Below are 25033 nucleotides of genomic sequence, written 5' to 3' on the forward strand. Positions count from 1 at the left end.
GGTTATTCGAGTCCCAGGATGTTGCGATTAACCCCGCGGTCGCTTCCGCTCGAAGCGAAATCGTCGAACGCGCGCTCGGTGACCTTGATGATGTGGTCGCGGATAAACACCGCGCCTTCTTTTGCGCCCTGTTGCGCATCCTTGATGCAACACTCCCACTCGAGCACGGCCCAGCCTGGGTAGCTGTACTGTGCGAACTTGCTAAAGATCGCACGGAAATCGATTTGCCCATCGCCCAGCGAGCGGAAGCGGCCGGGGCGATCGATCCAGCTCTGGTAGCCGCCGTAGACACCAGCGCGTCCATTGGGACGGAACTCGGCGTCCTTCACATGGAACGCGCGGATCCGATCGTGGTAGAAGTCGATGAACTGCAGATAGTCCATCTGCTGCAGCACCATGTGGCTCGGGTCGTAGAGAATATTGGCGCGCGGGTGGTGACCCACGGCGTCGAGGAAGCGCTCGAAGGTAGCGCCATCGTGCAGATCCTCGCCAGGGTGAAGTTCATAGCAGACATCGACCCCGGCCTCGTCGAACGCATCCAGAATGGGCAGCCAGCGTTTAGCCAGTTCCGCGAAGGCTTCTTCGATCAGCCCGGCGGGGCGTTGCGGCCACGGGTAGAACAGATGCCAGGCCAGCGCGCCGGAAAAGGTCGCGTGCGCGGTCAGGCCGAAATGCTTGCTTGCCGTAGCTGCAAGCTTGAGCTGTTCCACTGCCCAGGCCTGGCGTTGCTGCGTGTGGCCACGTAATGCCTCCGGCGCGAAACCGTCAAACAAGCGGTCGTAGGCAGGATGCGAGGCCACCAGTTGCCCCTGCAGATGCGTGGACAATTCGGTCACAGCCAGCCCGTGTTCGGCCAGCATGCCGGCGATGTCATCGCAATACGTCTTGCTAGCCGCCGCCTGCTCCAGGTCGAACAGGCGATGATCGTTAGTGGGAATCTGCACGCCGACAAAACCGAGCGATGCCGCCCATCGGGCGATATCTGGCAGCGTATTGAAGGGCGCCGCATCGCCTGCGTACTGGGCAAGGAAGATCCCCGGACCCTTGAGTGTTTTCATGCGCATTCGCTCCGCATCCGGTTCATGGGTCAGATCTTGAGCTGCGTTTCGACAGCCCACGCTTTGCCGTTGCCCGCCTGGGACAACGGTATATCGGCCTTATAGCCGCCAGGAATGGCGACGTACTGCAGCACCTGCGTGCAACCAGGCTCGGACATGAAGAAGCCCAGCATGGCCAGCTTCTTGGTCATCAGCACGAAGTCCTCCTCAGGTGACAGCTTGGCAGTCGACGATTCGCCCAACGCCTTGGTGTGGAGTTTTGTCACCAGCGCCTTTCGCTTGGCCTCGTCAAGTTGCAGGAACGGCTTGCCACCGGCCTGGTCGAACGCGGCCATCGCGGTGAGGTACCGCTGCTGATCGCCCTTGGTATAAGCGTCCTTGAACATCGAATCAATAAACGCCGGCACACCGGCGTCGAGCGCGCCCGGGGTATCGGTATGCGGGATCATGATGTCGGCCACCGCGCCGATCAGGCTGGTTTGCGCTGGATTGAAGAACCGGGGTGCCGCACCCGGCTTCTGCGAAGCGGCATGGGCATCGAACACCGCAACCAGCGAGGGCGCTGCGAGAACGCCCACGGCAAGCGTGGACATGCTTTTCAACCATTCACGACGGTTCATGGCGGATCCTCAGATGTTGCCGCGCTTGAGTTCTTCCACGGCATGGCTGGCCGCGCGTGCGGTCAGCGCCATGTAAGTCAGGGACGGGTTCTGGCAGGCGGACGAGGCCATGGCCGAGCCGTCGGTGATGTAGACGTTCTTGCAGGCATGCATCTGGTTCCAGGCGTTGAGCACCGAGGTTTTCGGATCGCGGCCCATGCGAGCAGTGCCCATTTCGTGTATGCCTGCGCCGGGATTGGCCTTCATCGTGAAGGAACGCACATTCTTGTAACCGGCGGCGGTAAACATCTCCAGTGCGTCGTCCACCATCTCCTTGGTCATCACGTGTTCGTTCTCGCGGTGCGCGACATCGAAATTGAGTATGGGCATGCCGTACTTATCCTTGATCCGGCGATCAAGGGTGACCATGTTCTTGTGATTGGGGAGCATTTCACCAAAACCCATCATCGACACTTCCCACGGACCGGGCTTCTCCGCGGCACGCTTGAGGTCGTCGCCCAGTACTGGCTGGTCGACCAGGCGCGTCCAGTCGCTACGGCTTGCGCCGCCCTGGTAGCCGAAGCCGCGCAGGTAACCTCGCTTGTCGGCACCCACGTTGCGGTAACGCGGGATGTAGAAGCCATTGGGCCGACGCCCGGAGTAGTAGCGGTCTTCATGGCCTTCCACCAGCGCCCCCGCACCGTTGCCGAAGATGTGATCCATGATGTTGTGACCCACTTCCCCGCTATCGTTACCGAAGCCATTGGGAAAGCGGCTGGAGATGGAATTGAGCAGGATATGCGTGGTACCGAAAGTAGACGCGTTCAGGAAGATCACACGCGCGAAGTACTCCGTCTGATGACCGGTCTCCGCGTCCAGTACACGTACACCGGTCGCCTTGCCCTTCACGTTGTCGTAGATCACCTCGTAGACGATGGCATTGGTGACGATCGTCATGTTGCCGGTTTTCTCGGCGGAGGGAAGCGTCGATGAGTTGCTGCTGAAATAGGCGCCGAAAGGACAGCCGCGCATGCACAGGTTTCGATACTGGCACTGCCCACGCTGTGGACTTAAGTTGTGCTTGAGCGGCTCGGAAAGATTGGCGGTGCGGCCTATGATCAGCTTGCGCTTGAACTTGTCGTCCAGCTTGCCCTGGAAATCCTTTTCCACACAGTTCAGCGCCATGGGTTTGAGGAACTGACCGTCCGGCAGTTGCGCCAGGTGGTCGGTCGCTCCGCTGACGCCGATGAAATGCTCGACATAGTCGTACCAGGGAGCAATGTCTTCGTAGCGGATGGGCCAGTCCACACCCACGCCGTCCTTGCCGTTCGCCTCGAAGTCCATCTGGCTGAAGCGATAGCTTTGCCGGCCCCACATCAGCGAACGTCCGCCGACGTGGTAGCCACGGAACCAGTCGAACGGCTTGGTCTCTTCATAGGGGTTGTCGATGTCGTCGACAAACCAGTGTTTGGTGGACTGCGTGATGCCGTAGAACGACGGACGCGTGCTTTTCGGATGACGGGCGATGTCTTCCTGCGTGGGCTCGTCGGCGTACGGCAGTTCCCATGGCGCCTTCAAGGCGGTCGGGTAGTCGCCATGCTTGACCATGGGACCGCGGTCGAGCACCAGGGTCTTGAGCCCCTTCTCGGTGAGTTCCTTGGCGGCCCAGCCGCCACTGACGCCGGTGCCGACGACGATGGCATCAAATGTGTTCTTTTCCATGCGTTTGCCTTCGAATAGTTCAGCGCAGCGGGCGCAGGTAGGCGAAATCGACGCGCGCGGCGTCGAGCTGGCTCATGCGGGCGTAGGGGCCTTCCTGCTCGACGAAGCAATGCTTCAGTCCCGAGGTGTCCGCCGCCGCCATGATCGGTTTGTAATCGAGTGTGCCGCGGCCGAGTTCCGCCCCCGGGAAATTGTTCTTGTCGCTGGCGCCGGGCAGGAAATCCTTGGCATGCATCAGCGGGATGCGACCGGGATTTGCCTTGAAGTAGTCCGCGGGATTCTTGCCGCCTGCGTGGACCCAGCCGCAATCGAGCTCGAACTGCACAAGCTTGTGGTCGGTTTCCTTCAACAGCACGTCGTAGAACGTCAGCCCGCCACCCACGTCGGTAAATTCAAGATGGTGATTGTGGTAGGCGTATTGCAGCCCCGCTTTCTTCGCCTTTTCGCCAAGACGGTTGGCGTACTCCGCGGTGCGCTTGGCTTCGTCGAGCGAGTAGGTCGGCTGCGCGCCTTTGCCTTCTTTCTGCATGATGGACGGCAGCATGCTGCTGACGATGAACTGCGCGCCAAGCACGTGGGCGGCGTCAATACCCGGCTCGAAGCCGAGGCTGTCAAAGTGCATGCTGGGCGAGCGCAGACCTGTTTCGTTCAACTGGTCGCGCAGGGTCTTGGCCGTGCTGGTGACGATGGCTTCGATTTCCGTATAGCCGATCGCCTTGAGCGTCTTGAGCGTGCCGATGGGGTCGTGCTGGTAGGCGTCCAGCACCATGTAGAGCTGGATGCCAAGCGCCTTGCCCTGCGCCGCGGCGGCAAGGAGCTTGCCCGGCGAGCCAAGAGTGAGCCACGCCGCCGAACCAAATAGTGCCGAACGAGCCAGGAACTGCCTGCGATTCATCATGAACGGTTCTCCCGGAGAGCCAGGTGGGGGTGAGGGGGTCGAATCAGATGGCGGTGGGGACGGGACTGCCCACCGTCGCCTTGCGATCCTTGAACAGCAATACGAACAACACCAGGACGACGGCGGCGCAGCCCCCGGCGATGGTCCAGATGGCGTGCCAGTCGTGTACCGCAACGCCCTGGGCGTTGGTGTGCACATAAGTGTCGACCACCACCCCGGACAGCCACGAACCGACGAACATGCCCAGGCCGTAGGTCAGGAAGGTGATCAGCCCCTGCGTTGCCGCGCGCAGGGCGGACGGGGCCTCGCGATCGATATAGATCTGGCCCACGACAAAGAAGAAGTCGAAGCAGATGCCATGCAGGATGATGCCGAGCCAGAGCATCCACATCAGATCGCCCGTGCCACCGAAGGCAAACATGCCATAGCGAACCACCCAGGCCAGCATGCCCATGGCGAGCATGTACTTCACGCCCAGGCGCCGGAAGAACCAGGGAATAAGCAGCATGCAGAAAAGTTCCGACATCTGCCCGCCGGTCATCTTGCCGGCGGCGTTCACCACGCCGATTTCGTTGAGGAACAGGTTGGTGAAGGCGTAATAGAACTGCAGTGGGATGCAGATCAGGAACGAGGCAAGCGCGAACACCGCCATCGATCGGTCGCGCAGCAGATGCAGGGACTCCAGCGGAAGCGCGTGACGCAGCTTGAAACGCTCGGTGTTCGCCAGGGGCGGCGTCGGGGGCAAGGTGAAGCAATACCCCGCCATTGCGACCGACAGTCCAGCGGCCAGGTGCAAGGGCGACGCGGTGGCTTCCACGCCCCAGGCGCCGACGATCAAGCCCACCACGATCCAGCCGATGGTGCCGAACACGCGGATCGCGCCAAATTCTTCCTGCGGATTATTGATATGCCGCATGGCAAGCGAGGTGGTCAGCGCCAGCGTGGGCATGTAGCTCAAGCTGTAGGCCAGGAGGGCCGCGTAGAGTGCCGGGAACGAGCTTTGTTGGGCGGCAACCACCAGCAGCACGGCGCCTACGATATGCAGTAGGGCGAGCACACGGCGCGTATCGAACAGCCGGTCGGCAAGCAGCCCGACAAAGAGAGGCGAGATGATCGCGCCGACGGCCGTGGTGCCGGCGATGGCACCGATTTCCTTGCCGCTGAAATGCAGCGTCTGGCCGAGCCAGGTGCCGACCGTGACGTACCACGCGCCCCAGATCGCGAACTCGAACAGCATCATTACCCTAAGGCGCCACTTCATCCCCGTTTCCCCTTTGTACGTCGTGGTTCGAGAGGGTCTTCGACGTGCTGCCATACCCCACCGGCGGCATGGCTTTTGAGCATCGCGTCGACCAGCAGGCTATTGCGGTAGCCGTCGGCGAAAGTAGGTAGCGCCGCGGGTTTTGTTTCCGGCGTGCCGCCGCGCCCAATCCAGGCATAGGCGTCAGCCATCAGGTTGCGGAAGGCATCCGCCCAGGCCTCCGGATGGCCGGCCGGCAGGTGTGCATAGCCGCGCGCGGCGGGATCGAGCAGCGCCGGATCGCGCGTCAGCAGCGTGTTTGCCTGCGCCTGGTGGCCGATCCATAGTTCGTTGGGCTGCTCCTGCCGCCAGGCCAGCGAGGCCAGGCGCCCGCTTACCTCCAGGCGAAGGTCGTTCTTGTGACCGGGGAGTACCTGGCCCACGGTGACGCAGCCGCGAGCACCGTTGTCGAAACGCAGCAGCACGCTGGCGAGGTCTTCGCTGGTGATCTTGATTTTGCGCCGTGCTGCCGATTTGGACGCGCCGGCGAAAGCTTTTGGCGAGGCCGCCGGCGCTTCGCGCACCGGCACGACCGTTTGCAGGTCCGCCAGTACCGAGGTAATGCGCGCGCCGGTCACGTGCTCGGCCAGGTCGCACCAGTGCGAGCCGATATCGCCCAGCGCGGAACTGGCGCCGCCCAGCTTGGGATCCAGGCGCCATGAATAAGCGCGCTCGTCGGTCAGCCAATCCTGCAGGTAGCAACCATGCACGAACACCGCTGGACCCACCTTGCCCTTGGCGATCATCGCGCGCGCCTGCTGGACAAGCGGATAGCCGCGATAATTGAAGGTGACGACGTGCGCGACATGGGCCTTGCGCGCCGCTTCGTACAGTTCACGCGCTTCCTGCGTGTTGCTGGCAAGCGGCTTGTCGGAGATCACATGCTTGCCGGCGCGCAATGCTGCCAGCGAGACCTCCCTGTGCAGGTAATTGGGCGTGGTGTTGTGAACCACCTGCACGGCGGGGTCGGCCAGCAGCTCCTGGTAGTTCGCATAGGCCCGGCCGGCGTTCAGTTCACGCGCCCGCTTTTTCGCCGATTCGGCGCTGGAGCCTGCAATGCCGACGATGTCGACGTTACCCAGGCGACGTACGGCATCCAGATGATGAGCGGCGATAAAGCCGGGGCCGACCAGCCCCATGCCGAGTTTCTTCATCGGGTGACTGCCCTGGCGCTGGTCGCTATGGACTGGCGTGCCATTTCCCCTCCGATCTATTGCTGGCGCCAGAATGTATTCGATTACATCCGCATCAATACTGGCATTGGCTGTTTCGCTTGGGTGGCGTTTAGGCCCAATGTGCTGGACCCCTTGCCGCCCAACGCTTTAAATGTGGCAATGTATGTAGCAGATGTGAAGACGTCGATGCAACGATTTCATGTAATCCATTACATTGCACTGCACAAATATCGGTCAGGCTGACCATCTCGGACATCCATCCCCGGGCGCTGCCGGCTGGTATCGTCCGGGGCTCAACGGCGAAAAAGAGGGGCGGGAACTCGTGAGTGCGGACGGATCCAAGCGCAAGCGGCAGGGCGCGAAGGGCGTGCATGCGAATGCTGCGGCGCAGCCTACGCGCGTGCGGACTGTCAAGGAAATCGCCGCCATCGCCAAGGTTTCAGTTGCAACCGTTTCACGCGCCTTGCAGCGACCGGAGATCGTCAGCGAAGCGACACGCCTGCGCATCCACGAGGTGGTTAAACGGTTGGGCTATACGCCCAATGCACTGGCGCGCAACCTGCGCACAGCGCGCACGCGCCTGATCATCGCCCTGCTCCCCGACATCGCCAACCCGTTTTTCTCCGAGGTGATCCGGGGCATCGAGCAGGTCGCGCACGAGAATGGTTACTCCGTGCTATTGGGCGAGACGCAAAGTAGCCTGGTACGCGAGCAGGCCTACGCCGACATGGTCGCGGCGCGCCAGGCCGACGGCATCATCACCATGTCCCCTCGTGTACCGGCCATTCCCATCGATGGCCGCCTGCCCGTGATCAATGCATGCGAGTACGTCAAGGACAGCGATATTTCCAGCGTCTATATCGACAACGTCACCGCCGCAGGCGCCGCGGTCGACTATCTCGTCACGCTGGGGCACCGGGACATCGCCTTCATCGCCGGCCCGCCGTCGAGCCCGATATGCGTCGACCGCGAGCAGGGCTATCGCCTGGCCCTGCAGCGGGCAAAGCTTCCAGCCAACCCCCTGCTTACCACCATCGGTGACTTTTCGATCGAAGCCGGCGAGCGCGCCATCGAGTTGCTCCTGTCGCAGGGGCACTGCTTCAGCGCAGTGTTCTGTTCGAACGACGAAATGGCGATCGGTGCGATGCGCGCGTTGATCTCGCACGGCCTGCGCGTGCCGGAGGATATCTCCGTCGTCGGCTTCGACGACATCCGCTTCGCGCGCTACACCTCGCCATCGCTTACCACCGTTGCCCAGCCAAAGAATGCACTGGGGCGGGAAGCGATGACCATGATGCTCGAGCTGCTCAACGATCCCCAGGTGCCACCGCGCAAGCGTGTGCTGTCGGCTGACCTGGTGGTACGAGGGTCGACGGCGCCGCGTGCGACTGGGCGCTAGTGGCTAGATGCGTGTGTGCTTCATGCCCCGGCGGCTAAAAGTCGCCATGGTCAAATCATCCGTCGGCTGGCGAGGGTCATGGCGCTCATCCTTTTCCCCCCGGTGTTTATCACTTCGGCATGCCGATACGGTCGATCAGAGCTTGTGCACGGTCAAGCCACTCTCACGGTCATCCAGGTAGGCACGGCGCCTATCGGCGGCCGCCTGTCGAATATCACCTCAAGCTAGCATGGCCACATGTACACTTCGGCCTTACCGGCCGGTCCACCGAGGCGCAGAAAGGCACAATGTCACACACCCCGGCCAAGCCTTCCGCAACTGTAGTGATCGGCATCGGCGCCTCAGCTGGGGGAGTTGAAGCACTGCAGGCATTTTTTGCATCAGACAAGGGCATAGTCGATGCCGGCTATCTTGTCGTCCTTCACATGCAGAAGGCCCGCCCAAGCCGGTTGGTCGAGATCCTGGCGCGCAAGACATCGATGCCCGTCGTACATGCCGAAGACGGTATGACCGTGGCGCCTGGGCGCGTTCATGTGATCGAACCGGGCAGCGTTATGACGGTGGCTGATGGGCGACTGGTCGTAACTGTCGCGCCCAAAACCGAGCGATCGCCGACCACCATCGACCGCCTGTTTAATTCGCTGGCCCAGGACTATAACGATTTTGCCATCGGCGTGGTTCTCTCAGGGACCGGCGCGGACGGTGCCCTGGGCCTCAAGGCCATCAAGGAGCGCGGCGGAATCACTTTCGCGCAGGGTGAAGACGGATCGGCCCCGCTTTTTCCAGAAATGCCCGAAAGCGCGCTAGCGGCGGGCGTCATCGACCTGCATCTGCCTGTCGAGAAAATTGCGCAACGCCTGGTGGGCATCGTTTCATCCATGCACCAGAAGGCATCGCCCAAGACGGCCAACGAAAACAACGACAGGTTGTGCAAGGAGATCTGTGCGTTGCTCGAGGTCCAGGTGGGGCATGACTTCTCGGGTTATAAGCAGAGCACGTTCGTTCGCCGGGTGGAGCGCCGGATGTCCGTGCTCCAGCTCTCCACGCTTGAGGCTTATGTAGCTTGTCTTCGCAAGACCCCATCGGAGGTCACCCTTCTGTTCCGTGACCTTCTGATCAGCGTTACCAGTTTTTTCCGTGACGTTGAATCGTTCGATCTTCTGGCGAAAGAGGTGATCCCGGAAATCTTCCACAACAAGAAGAACACAGACGAGCTACGCGTCTGGGTACCTGGATGCGCTACCGGCGAGGAAGCATTTTCAATCGGGATGCTCCTGCTGGAGTGCGCCGATGCGCTTGGCCGACCGGGCCCGACCATTCGTGTATTTGCTACCGACATCGACGAAAGCGCCCTGGGCATTGCCCGCAAGGCCCGCTATCCGGAAGTGCTGCTTGATGGCGTACCGTTGGCGTTGCGCGAGAAGTATTTCATACGCGACCAGGATCACTACGTGGTGCACAAACGCCTTCGCGACGTTTGCACGTTTTCCGCGCACAATGTGTTGCGCGACCCCCCGTTCTCACGCATCGACCTGGTTTCTTGTCGCAACCTGCTCATCTATCTTGGGCAGGAGTTCCAGGACCGTATCCTGCCCATTCTGCATTACGCCCTGCGACCGGACGGCTTTCTTTTCGTCGGCGTGGCTGAAGGCGCCACGCGCCATAGCCAGTTGTTCTCGCCCATCAGCAAAAAGCACCGTGTGTTTCGTCGGCTTGACGCCGTCACCGGGGTGTTACCGTTGCCCTTGATGACCGCGAGCAACCGCCATACGGCCCACCGTTTCGCCACCGAATTGTCCGGAGCATCCTCGACCTCGCTTCGCAAGCAGATTGAAGCTCGCGTGCTTCAGGCCTATATGCCTGCGTATGTTCTTATAAACGCGCAGGGAGAGGCGGTGTTTTACTCCGCCGGCACCGGAAGGTATCTGGAGTTCTCCCCGGGTGCGCCGAGCCGCCACCTGCTCAGTAATGCGCGGAAAGAGTTGCGCCTGAGTCTGCGCCGATCGCTCCATGAAGCCATAAGCAACCATGCTCGGGTCACCCTTCCCGAGATCATCGTCCCTCGCGATGATGGCTTAAGAAAGGTGCACCTGGTGGTCGAGCCCTTCGACGGTGGCCCGACGCCGCTGTATCTGGTGCTTTTCATTGATCAGGGTCCGGCCGCCTTGACGAGCGATCACCAGCATTCCGGTGTCGCCCTGTCGTTCGATGACCTTGAGCGCGAACTGCGTGATACCCGTGATCAGTTACAGACCACGTACGAAGAATTCGAGACGGCCATCGAGGAACTTCGTGTAGCCAACGAAGAACTCATGTCGATGAACGAGGAACTGCAATCCTCGAACGAAGAGCTCGAAACCTCCAAAGAGGAACTTCAGTCGGTCAACGAGGAACTCCAGACGGTCAATGCCGAGATGGGTCGGCATGTCGAGGCCCTGGATCTGGCCAATGCCGATTTGCAGGGATTGATCGAGAGCACGGGCATTGCAACGATTTTCCTCGACAGCAAGCTCGCCATCCGTAGTTACACGCAGGCCGCGACGGATATCTTCACCCTCATTCCATCCGATCGTGGCCGGTTGATTACCGACCTGGCGCATCAACTGGTTGATTTTGATCTTGAGCGAGAACTGAATTCGACCTTGGTCCAGCGCAAAACCGTGCAGTTGTCGACGACTCGGCGCGACGGCCGGAAGCACTACCTGACTTGTCTTCTGCCCTACTCGGCGAGCACAGGTGACTTGGCCGGAGTGGTCATGACGTTCGTGGACGTGACCGCGCTCACCGAAGCCGATGCCCGGCATCGAGTCATGATCGGTGAGCTCAATCACAGGGTTCGCAATATGTTGGCCGTCGTCACCGCCATCGCCTCACAAACGCTGCGCGGTGTCTCCACGACCCAAGGCTTGGAGCAATTCCTCGATCGCTTGCATGCCATGGCGCGCACCTACAAGTTATTGACCGAGGCGAACTGGTCAAATATGTCGTTGAGTGATCTCTTGCGCGAAGAACTGGGCGCCGTTACCGGCACAAATCGGTTCGAATTCGATGGCCCGATCATCGAACTTGACCCGAAGTATTCGCTGGCCATGGGGATGGTATTCCATGAACTTACCGTCAATGCCCTCAAATATGGTGGCCTTTCCAACGAGCGCGGCAATGTGTTGGTTCGCTGGCGCGTTGACGGCGACCGCGATGTCACCATCGATTGGATCGAATCGGGCGGTCCTCTCGTCGCTGAACCGGCGCATCGCGGCTTCGGTAGCGCGCTGATGGATCATCAGATCGCCTATGAACTGGATGCCCGGTGCGACAGAGCGTTTAAACCGGAAGGTCTGGAAGTGACCATCAGGTTCAGCTTTGCAGGCAATCCTCCGTGACTGCCGGGGCGACGGCGCCATTGATACTGTTGGTTGAGGACGAGTGGCTCATAGCCACCACTGTCGCCGAAGCACTCAATCAACATGGATGCGAGGTACTTGGCCCGGCACCCACCGTGGCCCGCGCGCTGTCCTTCCTCGAAGCGGCACACCCACATATGGCCATCATTGACTTTCGCCTCGCCCGCGAGACCACTGAAGACATTTTACCCGTGCTCGACGCGATGAAGATCCCGGTCTGCGTATTGTCTGGTTATGCCGCCGCGCAGCTGCCGACGCGGTATCAGTGTTATCGGTTCCTGGAAAAGCCCTTTCGAATGCATGAGCTTTTCGCCACCGTTGATGAGTTGCTAGCTGAAAACCATCCATCGAGTGGCTAGCTCGTATCCGGGTATGAAGAAAACTCCCGTGGCCCTCCTCGCTACGCTACTTTGGCTCTGCGCGGCAAATTCGGTTCATGCCCAGGCGCACAAGCTGCCCGAGATAGGCCCGTTCGGTTTCGACATCGCAGGCATGGATCGCACGACCCCACCTGGGTCCGACTTCTACCGCTACGCCAATGGCGTGTGGGCACGCTCCACGCCGATCCCTGCGGATAAGTCGAACTTCGGGATGTTCACGCGCCTGGATGATCTCAACCGCGAGCGGGTCCAGGGCATCTTGGACCTGGCAAGGAAGGACACCCATAGCAAGGCCGGCGCCGCCTATGCCGCGTTCCTTGACGAAACGGCCCTCGACACCAGGGGCCTGACACCGGCTCGCACCTGGCTGGATCGTATTGAAGCGGTCGCGACGCGCGCAGACTACGCCCGCGTCGCCGCGCAGGCCGCACGCGAAGGTGTCGCCGTGCCGTTCGAGGTCGCCGTCAGCCAGGATGACCGCGACCCCGATGCCTATGTATTGAAGCTCAGCCAGGCTGGCCTTGGCTTGCCCGATCGGGACTATTACCTGCGGCCGGATGCATCGATGGTCCAGACACGGACCGCCTATCGCGACCACATGGCGCGCTTGTTGGTCCTTTCAGGCATTGCCCGTGAAGAAACTACGCGGCGCGCCGATGCACTGCTGCTCATGGAAACCGGTATCGCGAAGGTCAGTTGGAACCGCGTGGACAGTCGCGATGCCGGCAAAACCTATAACCGACGTACGCGCGCGCAGCTTGATGCCCTTGCGTCGGGCCTCGACATAGGCGCGTTCCTCGACGGGATAGGGGCCCGGACGGGCGACCTGGTGGTAACTCAGCCCAGCGCCATCGCCGGGATCGCCCGCGTGGTCGGCGCCACGCCACTCCCCGTTCTGAAGGATGCCCTGCGCGTGGCCGTATTGGATGCCTACGGCGACGTGCTGCCGCGCGAGTTCGTCCAGGAGCGTTTCGAATTCCACGGTCGGCTTTTGAGCGGCTCTGAACAGCCCGAGCCGCGTTGGAAACGCGCGGTGGCCTTCGCCGTCGATGCGGTGCCCGACGAGGTCGGCAAGGCCTATGTGGCGCGTTATTTTCCCGAAGGCCATAAAGCGGCGGCCGAGGCGCTCGTTCGCAACCTGCTCGCCGCCCTGGACCTGCGCATCCAGGCGCTCGATTGGATGACTCCGCAAACCAGGCTCCGTGCACGCGCCAAGCTGGCTGCGTTCCACCCCAAGCTCGGCTACCCCGACCGATGGCACGACTACGCCGGCCTCGACATGCGCGAGGACGATGCATTCGGCGACCAGCGCCGGGCGCGCGTCTTCGCGTTCGATCATGAGATGAAGAAGCTCGGCCAGCCCTTCGACCGCGACGAATGGCGGGTGACACCCATGACGGTCGATGCCTTCGCCAACTTCTCTGCCGTGGAAATTGTCATCCCCGCGGCGATACTGCAGCCTCCCTTCTACGATCCGAATGCCGATCCAGCTATCAACTACGGCGGGATCGGCGCATCCATCGCGCACGAGATCACCCATCAATTCGACGACCAAGGCTCGAAGTACGACGAGCGCGGGCGCCTGACGACCTGGTGGACGCCATCGGACCTATCCGGATTCGAGGCACGAAACGAAGGCCCTCGTACGCCAGTACGATGCATACCAGCCGCTGCCTGGCCTCCACGTCAACGGCGCCCTGACCCTCGGGGAGAACATCGCCGATCTGGGCGGGCTGGCCATCGCCTACGATGCGTGGCAAATCTCATTGCACGGAAAACCCGCTCCCACATTGGACGGCTTTACTGGCGAGCAGCGCTTCTTCCTGGGTTGGGCGCAGATCTGGCGCCTGAACTACCGGGATGCCGATCTGCGCCAACGACTGTTGACCAATCCTCACGCGCCTGCGGCGCAGCGGGTGTGGAATTCCCGGAATCTCGACATCTGGTACAAGGCGTTCGACGTAACGCCGGACCAGGCGCTATACCTTTCACCGGACAGGCGCGTCAGGATCTGGTGATATCAACACCGCCAGACCGCTAAACTTTCGGGTCACCGGCTCTGGCAGACCTCACCGCCATCTGACGCTTAAATATTCTCAGGATTGACGTGCTTGACCACATGGCCGGTGGCATCTAAAAACTCCAGGCTCGATTGACCGGCTGACGTGACTTTCAGGACGATGCGCTTTCGACCATTCCCATCCATCAGCGACAGCATGGCGTCTCCATCTCCCGTGCGACCCACCCAAACGCGCTTGTTGTCGTCCCTGATCGCCATGCCAGCGAACTGATCGGTCTTATCGTCGACACCCGCGATTTGAACGATCTGGTTGGCCCCGTACTTGTCGAAAGACAGGCTCCCGCCGGAGTCGATTACGTTTCCAGTGCTGTCTTTGCGGCCACCAAAAATCAGACCGCCATTCTCCGAGCCCTCATCGTTGTAGAAAAGCATGCCGGCCTGTGGCCGATCCTGTGGCGGCTGTTCTTTGCCTTTCACGATCACGCCGGGTAGATCTTTCTTGTTTGAAATGACCATGCGCAATGTACCGTCTGGTTCCACCACGTTGATGCGGTGGACTGTGATCTCATCGAATGCCGATGACCTTGACGACGTAAACCCCGTTAGAAACAATACCACCACTAAGCCATTTACCAGCAGAGACATAGCGAGAAGCGACTTGGTCGTAAATGAAGCCATCTAAGAAGTCCTTTTTTGAGGGTGACCGGGAAATGAACCTGGCCCCGTAATCACTGGCAAGGGAATATCTGGGTTCTCTTTGCGTACACGGTCAAGGCTCGATCGACCGGATCGAGCTCACCAGCAGGACGACGCACACACCCAGCAGGGCAATGTCCTTGATCAGGAACTGCTCGACGAGCGTTGACACAATGGGGAAGCCTGTCGCGCTCCACTGGGTGATACCAGGCGTCGTCAGGATGAAAGAGGTCGTGAGCACGAAGGTGCCGGAGGCTATCGCCGCGCCGAGCGCTGAAAACAGCGGAAACCGGGCTCCGAGGGCAAGGAACGTCGCCGTCGTAAGTTCTATCGAGCCGAGTACCCGGGCCTCACCACGTACGCCGAACATGCCCAGCCAGCTCATGAATGGACTGTTCGCGATCAAGGGCTGGATCGATTCCGCCGCATACGCGGAGAATTTCTGAATCGCGAACCAGACAAAAATAAAACACATGATCCAGCGCAAGGCAGCGAGGTGGCGATATGGACCGTGCCCTCGTTCTGCAACCTGAAATCGAATCTGCATGACCCTTTCTCCGCGAATGCTAAGTTACATGATTGTATTGGGGACTTGCTCATTCGTCGGGCGCATTAGTGCACGAGTCCGCCAATCAAGACTTCCATTCCCTTGTATAGGAAAATCTCGTGGGCCGCAGCGACATGTATTGGACGACGCGTGGTCGTTGTGCGCGGTTCGGACTGCTGCCATGCGGCAGCAGGTGGTGCCAGATGACCATGTCGCCGCGCTTTGCGGCAATCGGCTTCATCGTCAGGGTGCGCCGCGCATGATCCTGCACATTCACACCCTCAGGGACGCTTTTCAACCACTGCGTCAGCGTGCGATGAAAGCCCGGCACGCAGCTGAATGCCCCCTGGTCCTCGTCAACGTCGGCAAGATACACGATGCCCTGAAGTTCAAGACAGTGTGGTTCGGCAAGCGTGGCGTCCCAGTGCAAGTGCGGGCCGGGAAACGGCCAGTCCTTTCGCTCCGGCGGATTGAACCCGCCCTGGTCGATGGTTACCCAAAGATCTTCGCGTCCCCAAAGTTGGGCATGGGCCTTATGAATACGTGGTGCGCGACGATTGGCTGCCAGCGCCCGATGCCGCAGTAGCGGCACCCAGATGGAATGGCCCAGCGATTGGCGATACCAGGACTCCGGGTCGTTGCGGTCCATTCCTAGAAAATCGTAGATAGCCGTTTCCGCGAGTTCCGCTGCTTCCGGGGTGATCGCGTTACGCAGGATGACGTAGCCATGCTCATCCCAGTGGACAAGGTCGTCCTCGCTGAGGCCTTCGACGCCGTCGAGATTGCCGACCTCGGCGCCGACAGCCCCGCCTGCCAGTGCACGCCGCAGGCGATCAAGCGAACCTTCTTTCAGTTCGCCGTCGTTGCGCTCCCATATCCAGGCTTCGAATTGCGTGTAACTTGGCTGTTGGTGGTGCAGATAGCGCAAGGTTTCCAGCACGTTAATCCGCAATCCAGCCAGCAACGTCTTCTCGATATCCTGCGGTAGCGGTGCGGCAGACCCTGGTGCGCAATGGCAAGCCCAGTAAGTATGCAATTCCCCGATACCAAGGCTGGTCGTCGTGTCGATGATGATTCTCCCCCTGCGCCAACGCCTCAGTTAATCACGAGCGGGAGCACCCTGGCTCGCTCGGCGTCGAGAACCGCTTGGGTACAGCCGGACCGGAGCCCACCTGGGGCGCCCGCCAAAGGATCGCTCCGTGGCGCCACAGAGCATGAGCGCGTCACCCAGCCGGTTTGCTGGCCGTGTTGAAGGCAAGCTGATCGGCAAAGGCGCGCTGGTAGGCCGGCCGCGCTTCGGCCCGGGTCACATAAGCTGCCAGGATCGGGAATTCTGCCAGCATGCCCGACGGCTTCAGGCGTAGCAGCACCGACACCATCACCAGATCTCCCGCGCTGAAGTCGCCGTCGAGCCACTCGGCATCGCCCAGGCGGTCCGATAGCTTGCCCAGCCGTTCGCGAATGCGGTCCTGGACCAGGGGCAGGCGGTCCTTGCTCCAGGGCTTGTCGCCTTCCTGGAACTTCGCGATCGCCAGATCAAGGATGGGCGGCTCCACGGTACTGAGCGCGGAGAACATCCAGGTGACCGCCCGGGCGCGGGCATTGGCGTCGTCCGGCAGCAGGCCCGGATATCGCTGGGCGATGTGGAAGATGATCGCGCCCGACTCGAAGATGGCGAGATCGCCCTCCTCGTACGTGGGGATCTGGCCGAACGGGTGACGGGCCAGGTGCTCAGGCTCCTTCATGGCCTGGAAGGACACGGGCAGAACGGTGTACGCCTGGCCTGCTTCCTCAAGCGCCCAGCGCACGCGCGTATCCCGCGCCAAGCCCTTGCCGCCGTCGGGCGACCGCTCAAAGGCGGTGATCGTGATCGTCATCTTCAGTTCCTCGTTCGTGGACGCCACAGCGGTCCGTTATACCTACGTCGAACGAGAGGGTCGAGAATCGACATGGGTCTGCTCCCGGATCGACGTCAGTTCGTTGACTCATACCCAACGGACCGGACGAATGAACCACCCAGGCATGCGCCGCCTGTCGGCCCCAGTCACGTCATGGTGTTCATGACCGGTTAGCCAGCCGCGGATCACTCCGACACGACCCGATGGTTCATCCGTCCTGCGCTGACTCATGCAGGAGCATTTCGCCACGCTGTTTGCACTCAGAGTGGCGGGCGAGCCAGGGTGGAAAACCGCGTATAAGTCAATACGGCCGAGCCGAAGCTCGCCTGACTGCCCGCCATAGAAAAAACGGGGAATCACGGGTACCGCAGGTGGTGAAGCCTGCGATACCCGGACTTATAACTCGGGTTTCCACACCCGACCGCCGGGAGTTGCCCCGACGGCACGCGCATCATCCCGGAAACCACACTCCGCTTTCCATAGTAAGGGTCGCAAAGTTTCCACTGACATCACATCGGAGAAACCTCAAACTACGTCTGCGCACGGCGCTTCCACGACTGTGATCGCCCGAGCACCCACCCTCCGAAGAATCCGCGCCTTCAGCGTTCCAACGGAAACAATATTGTTACAGCGCATGTCATCGGCATTGCGTCACATTGCGTCGCCAGCAATGGTCGTGAAGAATAGCCATGGAACCGGAGAAGGACTTGAACGCCTCTTTGCCACGCATCATTGTGGTCGACGACGACACCGAGCTGCTCGGCATGTTGCGTCGCTATCTGGGCGAACATGGGTTCCATGTATCAGCTTTTACGGGCGCCGATCAACTCGATCGCATGCTGCAGCGTGAGCCTTACGACGTGTTGATTCTCGACGTGATGATGCCGGGCGAGGACGGTTTGTCGATCTGTCGTCGATTGAGAGCCCAGAATCACAGTATTCCCATACTCATGCTAACCGCGCGGGGCGATCCGATTGACCGTATCGTGGGTCTGGAAATGGGCTCGGACGATTACCTGGCCAAGCCCTTCGATCCGCGCGAACTGATCGCGCGCCTTCACGCCATACTGCGACGTCAAAAAATGCAGCTGAATTCCGTGACGTGGTCCTGCGATGACGTGATCAAGTTCGGACCGTTCTCGCTCAATATTTCCCGCATGCAGCTGGAGCGCGGCGACCATGTCATGGCTCTGTCGAGCATGGAGCTGCAGCTGCTGAAGGTTTTCTCAGCCAATGCCCATCGACCGATGAGCCGCGAGCATCTATTGGAGAAGGTGAAGGGACGCGAACATGAATCATTGGATCGTAGTCTTGATGTACAGGTTCTTCGCTTGCGCCGAAAGATAGAAGACGATCCCTCAGAACCCAAGTACATCCGCACTATCTGGGGCGTCGGATACATGTTCGTCCCGGACAGCGCTCGTGATTAGAATTTGGCCAAGATCGCTCTTTGGGCGAAACTTGGTGTTGTTGATCGCGTTTTCGCTCGTCGTTCAGTTCGCAACCATCGCGGTCTACATGCTTTTGCAGCGACCACGCGTGATCGAACAAGGCGTGCTCGTCGCAACCCAGATAAATACGCTGAATGTCGCACTTTCCCGGGCGCCACCCTCCGTGCGCGACGATATCGTTCAGCAGATCAACCGGGATGGACAGATCATCATCGCTTCGGACACGCAGCCTCCGGTAAACATCGAAGGCAGTGGCATGCTGATGAAACTATTCTTGAACACGGTGCGCTTGCATGTCTTGCCGCAAACACAGGTCCGCTGGGAGGACGACCCGTCATCCAGGCTGTGGGCCAGCGCCATCATCGAGCATAGGCGCTACTGGATCGTTCTTCCCGTGCGAATTCTTCTCCGGTTCGGCTGGTTAAGCTCGACGCTCATGCTTCTGATGATGGTGGCGTTGATGGCTACTATCGTGGCATTGCTCATCCAGCGACGTATCAATCGGCCGCTGAAAGAGATTGCCGAGGTTGCCCGCAAGCTGGGAGAAGGCGGTCAACCGGATCGGTTGCCGAACTACTCCTCGATCGAGCTGGCCACGGTTGCCAGTCAATTCAACATGATGACGGACAGCCTGGAGGCGATGGAATCGAGTCGAGCGGTGATGCTCGCGGGTATCTCCCACGACATTCGCACGCCGCTGACAAAATTGCGGCTGGCGCTGGCTATCGAGCAGCGACCCTCCGAAGAACCGGTGAGCCGCTATATCGACCAAATTGATCTCATCGTGGGGCAGTTTCTCGACTATGCCCGTACCGGTAGCGATGAACCGGCTACGGAAGGTGATCTCAATACCTTGATCCTGCAACTGGCGGGCGAGTTCGAAGAGCGTGGTTATCGCTTTGAGCTCAAGATGCAGAAGCTTCCGCCATTTCAGTTCCGATCCATCGCCATGCTGCGCGTCGTTCGAAATCTGATGGAGAACGCGGTGAAGTACGGCGTTCGTGGTTTAGAGGTGGTTACCTGGCACAAGCCGGATGAGATCGGCTTCAGTGTGCTTGATCGTGGCCCGGGTATTCCGGCCGCCGACTGCGAGCGATTGCTGCGGCCATTCATTCGCGCCGATACGGCGCGTTCGACCGTCAGTGGCACAGGCCTTGGGCTGGCCATTGTGGATCGTATCGTTCGCCTGCACGGCGGGCGCCTTTGTCTGACACCACGCTCCGGCGGCGGCCTCGCCGCCAATGTAGCGCTTCCTCTCTTCCACCCCGGCGGCACCAGGGGCGAGGAGCTTTCTTCCGGCGGCCGGCGATCTGCGTCGTAGCCAGTTGAAACAATTGGGCGCGGTGCCGACATGACTGATAAACACCTTCGGCCTATCTTCACTGCACTCCCGACGTAACGGCCATTCGACGGGAGCTGCAACGCCCCAGTTTTCGGCAGCGTGCACAGCATAGCCAGTGACGTACTCCCCCAAGCGCCGGCTACCGCCTGCCGCTGCCGACTTCATGCGCCAGCGACTCCAGTCTTTTCCGAGGGTACTTCCGTGAGAAATTCCCCTATACAACGCAACATCTTCCATGTACTTCTTGCTCTTCATTTTGTTGGACTCGCGCTCACCATCGGCATGCGGTTTGCCAGCCTCGTTATCGATCGAGTGGCTGGTGCAGGCAGTCTCCAGACCCTGGCATTCGGCCGCGAGCTAACCGGGACTCTCGCGCGTACTCTCGCTCTGCCAGGTTTTCTTCTTCTGGTTGGTACCGGCATCACGATGACGCTGTTGCGTTACGGACGGCGGCCGCCCCTCTGGGTATGGATGAAACTGGGCGTGACCGCGGCGGCTTTAGCCATCGCTACGCCCGTCGTGGCTCCTGCACTGACAGCCGCAAGGTCATGGGCGCGGTGGTCCTCGGAACATGGGCAGCTCGCACCGCAGTTTCTCGAAAGCGTGTCGCGCGCCAATCTGTTCGGCGGCATCGTGTTCACGTTGTTTCTTTCGAACATCGTCATCGCCGTCTGGAAGCCCTTCCTCTCGCGGAGGCCGAAGCGTTCCAGGCCAGCCATACTGGCCCTCCTGGGTTTGGCAACGACCGTCGCCAGCGGCTTGGCGATGGGATCAGGCATCGAACCGCCCGGTTTTCATCCCGGACAAAGCGGATCGCCGACGGTGCTGCCGGCCCACTCCCCTGGCATCGACTACGCCGATGCGCAGATTCTTACCCAGAAGGTCGCGCCCGGTTTCTACACGCTCACCGGATCGCCTGGCGTGGATCCTGGCCACCCCGAGGGCGCCGGCGGCAGGATCGGCATCTTTGTCGGCTCTGACGGAATTTTCATGGTGGACGCGCAGTACTTGCCCATGGCAGCCAAGGTGATGGCTTCCATTCGGCGGATCAGCAATGCGCCCATCCGTTTCCTCGTCGACACCCACTCGCATCCGGACCATACCGGCGGCAATCCGTACTTCGTCAAGCAAGGTGCGCTGCTCTTCGCACGGGAGGAAGCACGCAAAACGCTGACCGAACCACTGCCGGCGGCGGTCGGCAATGCAGCCTCGAGAACCGATCCGGCGCGGCTTCCCGTGGTGACGTATGGATCGGGTGACCCGGTGCGAATTCGTATGGATGATGAGGTCGTGGACCTCATACCCCTCGAAAGCGCGCACACCAACGGCGATACCATCGTCCGCTTTGAAAAAGCGGATGTCATCATGATCGGGGATTTCTACCGCAACTACGGCTATCCATTCGTTGATGCTGCACACGGCGGGACGTTCAAGGGTGTTCTTGAGGCCGTTGATTTGGTAACCGCGCTTGCAGGACCTGCCACGGTACTCGTACCGGGCCACGGCACAATCATTCATCGCAGCGATCTTGTTCCGTACCGCGACATGATCGTTGCCATCCGGAGGGAAGTCGAGCAGATGATAGGTGAAGGCAAATCAAGGCAAGACGTGCTTTATGCGAAATTGACCGCTCCTTACGATGCTCGCGTGCCTGGTGCGCTGACCCCTTTACCAGCGGGTTTCGGCACAAGCGCGGCTCGTTTTGTCGGCTCCTTGTATGACGAGGTCAAAGGCGGAGCCGATGGATCTTCAAAGGGGACGGGCAAGAAGTGAACCAGGGTGGAAACCCGTTGCCAAGCCAATGCGGCCGGAAGTGTCGCTTGCCGGACAAACTGTCCCGCTTGTAACAACCATGTCTCCGGTCGTCACAAAATGCGTGCCTACGACCGCCAGCGCAGCTACCTTGTGACACCCGGCAATCAAGGCACTCGCATGAAGAAAACAAGCCTGGCTCTCGTTCTTGTCCTGGGCTCCTGCGGCGCATTCGCGCGGACCGGCTCGCCGCCGTCACCGGCGCCCACGATGTTTTCCGCAGAGGCACAGTGGGGTCCCCAGAACGACGCATCGCCAGCATTCACGCCCGACGGAAATACCGTGCTGTTTACCCGGCGAACGGGTAGCTCGCGCCAGATCATGATCTCGCACAGGCACGGCGAGACGTGGTCGAAACCTGAGTTGGCGCCGTTTTCGAAAGTGGGCAACAGCATCGCACCGGCGATGGCTCCGGATGGCTCGTACTTGATCTTCGTCTCGAACCGTCCGGCGGTCGCGGGTGGCGCGCTCCTTGACGGCTTTTATGCCGGAAAGCCGCAACCGGAGCGCGGTGGCAACCTGTGGCGCGTGGACAGGAAAGGTGATGGGTGGGGTACACCCGTGCGCCTGCCCGACATCATCAACAGCGGCCCGTCGATTTACGATCCGTCGGTTGCACGGGACGGCAGTATTTATTTCACCAGGACCGTCGGGAAGACAGGTGCGTTCCGGCTTTACAAAAGCGCGTTTCGCAATGACAGCCTGCAGGCACCCAGCCCCTTGCCGTTCAGCGATGGCGTCACCGAAGATTACGATCCGGCCGTGGCTCCGGACCAGTCCTTCCTGGTATTCAGCTCGGAACGGGCGCCGGCCTCGGACACAGCGGACCTTTTCATCGTGTTCGCCGCCGCCAACGGCTGGAGCGTACCTGTCCATATCGGCCCGTCCGGCTTCCAGGCGCACCTGAGCCCGGACTTGTCCACGCTTTACTTCACCAACAAGCCGCCGGGCATTTGGGCCGTTCCATTGGGCCCGGTGCTCGCGCATGGACGGAATAAGTCATAGCCTCAAGACATAGCACGGGCGAGCGCCGTCCTCCCCTGCCTGCACTGTCAGCTTCGTTTACTTCTCGACTTAGCTATCGTATCCAGCTTCCTTCTGATGACGCACAGCAAGTATCGCAGCCATATCTCCATCGAAGCGATAGAGGGCGATATAGCCACTGCTTCCAAATTCGATAGGCCACTCGCGGAATGAAGCTTCCATTTCTTCGACAGGACGACCGACCCGCGGTTGCCTGGCGAGGAGCTTGATGCTCTCTCGGATAGTCCTCACTGCACGTCTTGCAGCGTCCGTATCCTTCGAATAGAGGAAACGATAGATTCCTTGCATGTCCGCCAGCGCGAACGGGGTCCAGATCAATCGTGGCACTCGGGGATATCCTTATCCTCGCCATTTTCAAGACTGCCAAGCCAGGCGTCTGCCTCGTCACCCGTCAGGTGCTTGCCATTGGCTTCGAATGCCTGCCAGGCACGCAAAGCATCGTTTTTGAATGACTCGCGCTTTTCCTCGCGCTCCACATACTGCGAAATGGCCTCGAGCATGATCCAGTGCGCCGACCGATGGCGTACACCAGCCAGATGTTGGACCCGGCTTTTGAGCTCGCCATCAATCTTGATAGAGGTAGCCATATAGCTCCGTATTCAAAGGTAATACCTTTGAATACCATAGCTCACCCAACCCATCGGAACTACTGGTTGCTACAGCTTCAGGCCAAGCAAATTATCCACACCCAGCACCAGGCCGGCGCCGAAGCTACGCAAAGTAGAGACAGCACCTCTGGTTGACAGGTCTACACCACGAGCGCGCACAAATATCTTGCAAATATACACATTGCAAGATATTGTGTGGGAATACGGAGGTGTCGCCATGGACCAGACAACGATCCGCCGCCGGCTGCAGGGACTGCGTGAGAGCCGCTCGGTCAATCAGGTAGAGCTAGCCGAGATCCTCGGATTCAACGACCGGCAAACCTTGTCCGATATCGAATTGGGCAAGAGAAACGTGGCGCCTGACGAATTGGTACGGGCCGCGGAATACTTTGGCGTTGACTCGGGATACTTCACCGATCCCTTCGAGCTCGCTGGCGAAGCCAGGTTTTCCTGGCGCAAGTCCTCGCAAGCGAATGACCTCGATTCGTTCGAGCAGCGTGCGGGTGGCTGGATTGCCACCTATCGCCATCTGAGCCGGCTCAAAGGCGAGTCGGTAAATTCCTTCCTGGCCCGTGTGGATATCCATGCGAAGAGCAGTCTGATTGAGGCTGCCAACGAGGGCGAAGCGGTATCCAGGACGCTCGGCCTTGGTGATGTGCCTGCTACGAATCTGGCCACGGTGCTCGAGACGAAGCTCGACACACTTATCCTGCACGTGGATGCCGCAGATGGTATCTCTGGCGCGGCATGCCAACTGGGATCGCTCAATACGATCATCATCAATAGGCGCGAGTCACCTGGACGTCGCGCATTTGATATGGGGCATGAGCTCTTCCATCTGTTGACCTGGCAGGAGATGGAGCCTCCCCATATCGAGGGTGGTACAGGTACCTCCCAGCGATACAGGCACATTGAGCGCCTGGCAGATAATTTTTCTGCAGGATTACTGATGCCTCGCCAGGCGATTGAATCCCTCATGGCGAAGTCGCCGTTGCCAAAGAACGGTGAGGCTACCTGGGCAGCATGGATCAAGGATGCCGCCTCAAAGCTGTGTGTAAGCGGCCCGGCGATGAAGTGGCGCCTGGTTTCGCTCGGTTTATTGAAGAAGGCAGCAGCCGAACGAATTGAAGATGCTTCGCTTCGTCTCGAAACGCGAGCCGGCAGCCATTCGTTGCCGCCGCAATTCAGTCGCTGCTTCGTTGAAAACCTGGGTTGGGGCATCGAGCAGGGTCACCTGTCGGTGCGGCGTGCCGCCAGGGTCATGGGTACGACGGTGGATGACCTAAGTGCCTTGTTCACCGAGCATGGCCTGAAGACGCCTTACGATCTTTAAAAAGTACGGAAATGGATTTCCAACCAAAACAGATCGTCCTAGTCGACACCAATGTCATCCTGGAGGCTCATCGCACAGGGTGCTGGAAGTCTCTGGCAACATACTTTTCTTTGCATACCGTCGCGAAGGTCGTTGAAGAAACACAGACTGGATATCAGAACCGTCGTCAGGAAGAATTGATCGACGAGGCACTATTGCGCAGACAACTGGCGCATGTGGAACACATAAGCGAAACGCAGCGCGTACAGTTCAATATGACTCACGGGCACCCATCACTCGACGATGGCGAGCGAGACCTTGTCATTTACGCCGGGACTTTCAGTAAGCCAGTTTGGCTTCTGAACAGCCCG

22 protein-coding genes are annotated in these 25033 nt (G+C 60.2%); 10 read left to right on the forward strand and 12 right to left on the reverse strand.

What is annotated here, in order from left to right; all coding sequences use genetic code 11:
• Window positions 1-2 precede the first annotated feature (2 nt).
• From VGM61_RS00230 to VGM61_RS00255, 6 genes are read right to left on the reverse strand one after another with little or no spacing between them, the layout of a single operon-like run.
• On the reverse strand, window positions 3-1058 hold the full coding sequence (locus tag VGM61_RS00230; RefSeq protein ID WP_331520678.1) for a sugar phosphate isomerase/epimerase: 1056 nt from the start codon (window positions 1056-1058) through the stop codon (window positions 3-5).
• A gap of 29 nt (window positions 1059-1087) precedes the next feature.
• The gene (locus VGM61_RS00235) at window positions 1088-1678 is read right to left on the reverse strand and encodes a gluconate 2-dehydrogenase subunit 3 family protein (protein WP_331520679.1); all 591 of its coding nucleotides are present in this window, start codon (window positions 1676-1678) and stop codon (window positions 1088-1090) included.
• Between the two features lie 9 nt (window positions 1679-1687).
• Window positions 1688-3379 (reverse strand): GMC family oxidoreductase, encoded by a 1692-nt coding sequence (locus tag VGM61_RS00240; RefSeq protein WP_331520680.1) that lies wholly within the window; start codon window positions 3377-3379, stop codon window positions 1688-1690.
• Window positions 3380-3398: 19 nt separating this feature from the next.
• Window positions 3399-4277, reverse strand: coding sequence for a sugar phosphate isomerase/epimerase (locus tag VGM61_RS00245; protein ID WP_331520681.1), 879 nt, complete (start codon window positions 4275-4277; stop codon window positions 3399-3401).
• Between the two features lie 43 nt (window positions 4278-4320).
• Window positions 4321-5538 carry a nucleoside permease gene (locus VGM61_RS00250; RefSeq protein WP_331520682.1) on the reverse strand — a complete coding sequence of 406 codons (1218 nt, stop codon included), beginning with the start codon at window positions 5536-5538 and terminating at the stop codon, window positions 4321-4323.
• Complete coding sequence (locus VGM61_RS00255; RefSeq protein WP_331520683.1) at window positions 5535-6731, reverse strand: Gfo/Idh/MocA family oxidoreductase; 1197 nt, start codon at window positions 6729-6731, stop codon at window positions 5535-5537. Before VGM61_RS00255 ends, VGM61_RS00250 begins: the two co-directional genes overlap by 4 nt.
• A 343-nt stretch (window positions 6732-7074) precedes the next feature.
• On the opposite strand from VGM61_RS00255, the gene VGM61_RS00260 reads away from it, so the two are divergent.
• From VGM61_RS00260 to VGM61_RS00275, 4 genes are all read left to right on the forward strand, one after another.
• On the forward strand, window positions 7075-8151 hold the full coding sequence (locus tag VGM61_RS00260) for a LacI family DNA-binding transcriptional regulator (protein ID WP_331520684.1): 1077 nt from the start codon (window positions 7075-7077) through the stop codon (window positions 8149-8151).
• Window positions 8152-8438: 287 nt separating this feature from the next.
• Window positions 8439-11531 (forward strand): CheR family methyltransferase, encoded by a 3093-nt coding sequence (locus tag VGM61_RS00265; RefSeq protein WP_331520685.1) that lies wholly within the window; start codon window positions 8439-8441, stop codon window positions 11529-11531.
• Complete coding sequence (locus VGM61_RS00270) at window positions 11528-11911, forward strand: response regulator (protein WP_331520686.1); 384 nt, start codon at window positions 11528-11530, stop codon at window positions 11909-11911. The genes VGM61_RS00265 and VGM61_RS00270 overlap by 4 nt, the downstream gene beginning before the upstream one ends.
• Window positions 11912-11939: 28 nt before the next feature.
• Entirely contained in the window at window positions 11940-13973 is a 2034-nt protein-coding gene (locus VGM61_RS00275) for a M13 family metallopeptidase (protein WP_331520687.1), read from the forward strand.
• 45 nt (window positions 13974-14018) lie between these two features.
• Here VGM61_RS00275 and VGM61_RS00280 read toward each other — a convergent pair whose 3' ends face one another.
• The 4 genes from VGM61_RS00280 to VGM61_RS00295 all read right to left on the reverse strand — a co-directional run bounded on the left by VGM61_RS00280 (window position 14019) and on the right by VGM61_RS00295 (window position 17072).
• Window positions 14019-14630: a hypothetical protein gene (locus VGM61_RS00280; protein WP_331520688.1), complete on the reverse strand. Its 612-nt coding sequence runs from the start codon at window positions 14628-14630 to the stop codon at window positions 14019-14021.
• 91 nt (window positions 14631-14721) lie between these two features.
• Window positions 14722-15195 carry a DUF417 family protein gene (locus VGM61_RS00285; RefSeq protein ID WP_331520689.1) on the reverse strand — a complete coding sequence of 158 codons (474 nt, stop codon included), beginning with the start codon at window positions 15193-15195 and terminating at the stop codon, window positions 14722-14724.
• An 85-nt stretch (window positions 15196-15280) separates the two neighbouring features.
• Window positions 15281-16159, reverse strand: a complete 879-nt coding sequence (locus VGM61_RS00290; protein ID WP_331520690.1) for a phytanoyl-CoA dioxygenase family protein — start codon at window positions 16157-16159, stop codon at window positions 15281-15283.
• A gap of 259 nt (window positions 16160-16418) precedes the next feature.
• Window positions 16419-17072, reverse strand: coding sequence for a glutathione S-transferase family protein (locus tag VGM61_RS00295; protein WP_331520691.1), 654 nt, complete (start codon window positions 17070-17072; stop codon window positions 16419-16421).
• 710 nt (window positions 17073-17782) lie between these two features.
• On the opposite strand from VGM61_RS00295, the gene VGM61_RS00300 reads away from it, so the two are divergent.
• From VGM61_RS00300 to VGM61_RS00315, 4 genes are all read left to right on the forward strand, one after another.
• On the forward strand, window positions 17783-18523 hold the full coding sequence (locus VGM61_RS00300) for a response regulator (RefSeq protein WP_331520692.1): 741 nt from the start codon (window positions 17783-17785) through the stop codon (window positions 18521-18523).
• 34 nt (window positions 18524-18557) lie between these two features.
• Window positions 18558-19865, forward strand: a complete 1308-nt coding sequence (locus VGM61_RS00305; RefSeq protein WP_331520693.1) for an ATP-binding protein — start codon at window positions 18558-18560, stop codon at window positions 19863-19865.
• Between the two features lie 222 nt (window positions 19866-20087).
• Window positions 20088-21659: an MBL fold metallo-hydrolase gene (locus VGM61_RS00310; protein WP_331520694.1), complete on the forward strand. Its 1572-nt coding sequence runs from the start codon at window positions 20088-20090 to the stop codon at window positions 21657-21659.
• A gap of 159 nt (window positions 21660-21818) precedes the next feature.
• The gene (locus VGM61_RS00315; RefSeq protein ID WP_331520695.1) at window positions 21819-22703 is read left to right on the forward strand and encodes a hypothetical protein; all 885 of its coding nucleotides are present in this window, start codon (window positions 21819-21821) and stop codon (window positions 22701-22703) included.
• A gap of 69 nt (window positions 22704-22772) precedes the next feature.
• On the opposite strand, the gene VGM61_RS00320 is transcribed toward VGM61_RS00315, so the two are convergent.
• Window positions 22773-23069 carry a type II toxin-antitoxin system RelE/ParE family toxin gene (locus tag VGM61_RS00320; RefSeq protein WP_331520696.1) on the reverse strand — a complete coding sequence of 99 codons (297 nt, stop codon included), beginning with the start codon at window positions 23067-23069 and terminating at the stop codon, window positions 22773-22775.
• A complete protein-coding gene (locus tag VGM61_RS00325) occupies window positions 23057-23329 on the reverse strand; it encodes a CopG family ribbon-helix-helix protein (protein WP_331520697.1) in 273 nt (90 codons plus the stop codon). The genes VGM61_RS00320 and VGM61_RS00325 overlap by 13 nt, the downstream gene beginning before the upstream one ends.
• A 238-nt stretch (window positions 23330-23567) precedes the next feature.
• Here VGM61_RS00325 and VGM61_RS00330 point away from each other — a divergent pair, with 238 nt between their 5' ends.
• Both VGM61_RS00330 and VGM61_RS00335 read left to right on the forward strand, forming a co-directional pair.
• On the forward strand, window positions 23568-24683 hold the full coding sequence (locus VGM61_RS00330; protein WP_331520698.1) for an XRE family transcriptional regulator: 1116 nt from the start codon (window positions 23568-23570) through the stop codon (window positions 24681-24683).
• A gap of 11 nt (window positions 24684-24694) precedes the next feature.
• On the forward strand, window positions 24695-25033 hold a 339-nt coding region (locus tag VGM61_RS00335; RefSeq protein WP_331520699.1), incomplete at its 3' end, for a hypothetical protein.

This window comes from Pinirhizobacter sp., assembly GCF_036499745.1.
Lineage (GTDB): Bacteria > Pseudomonadota > Gammaproteobacteria > Xanthomonadales > Rhodanobacteraceae > Pinirhizobacter.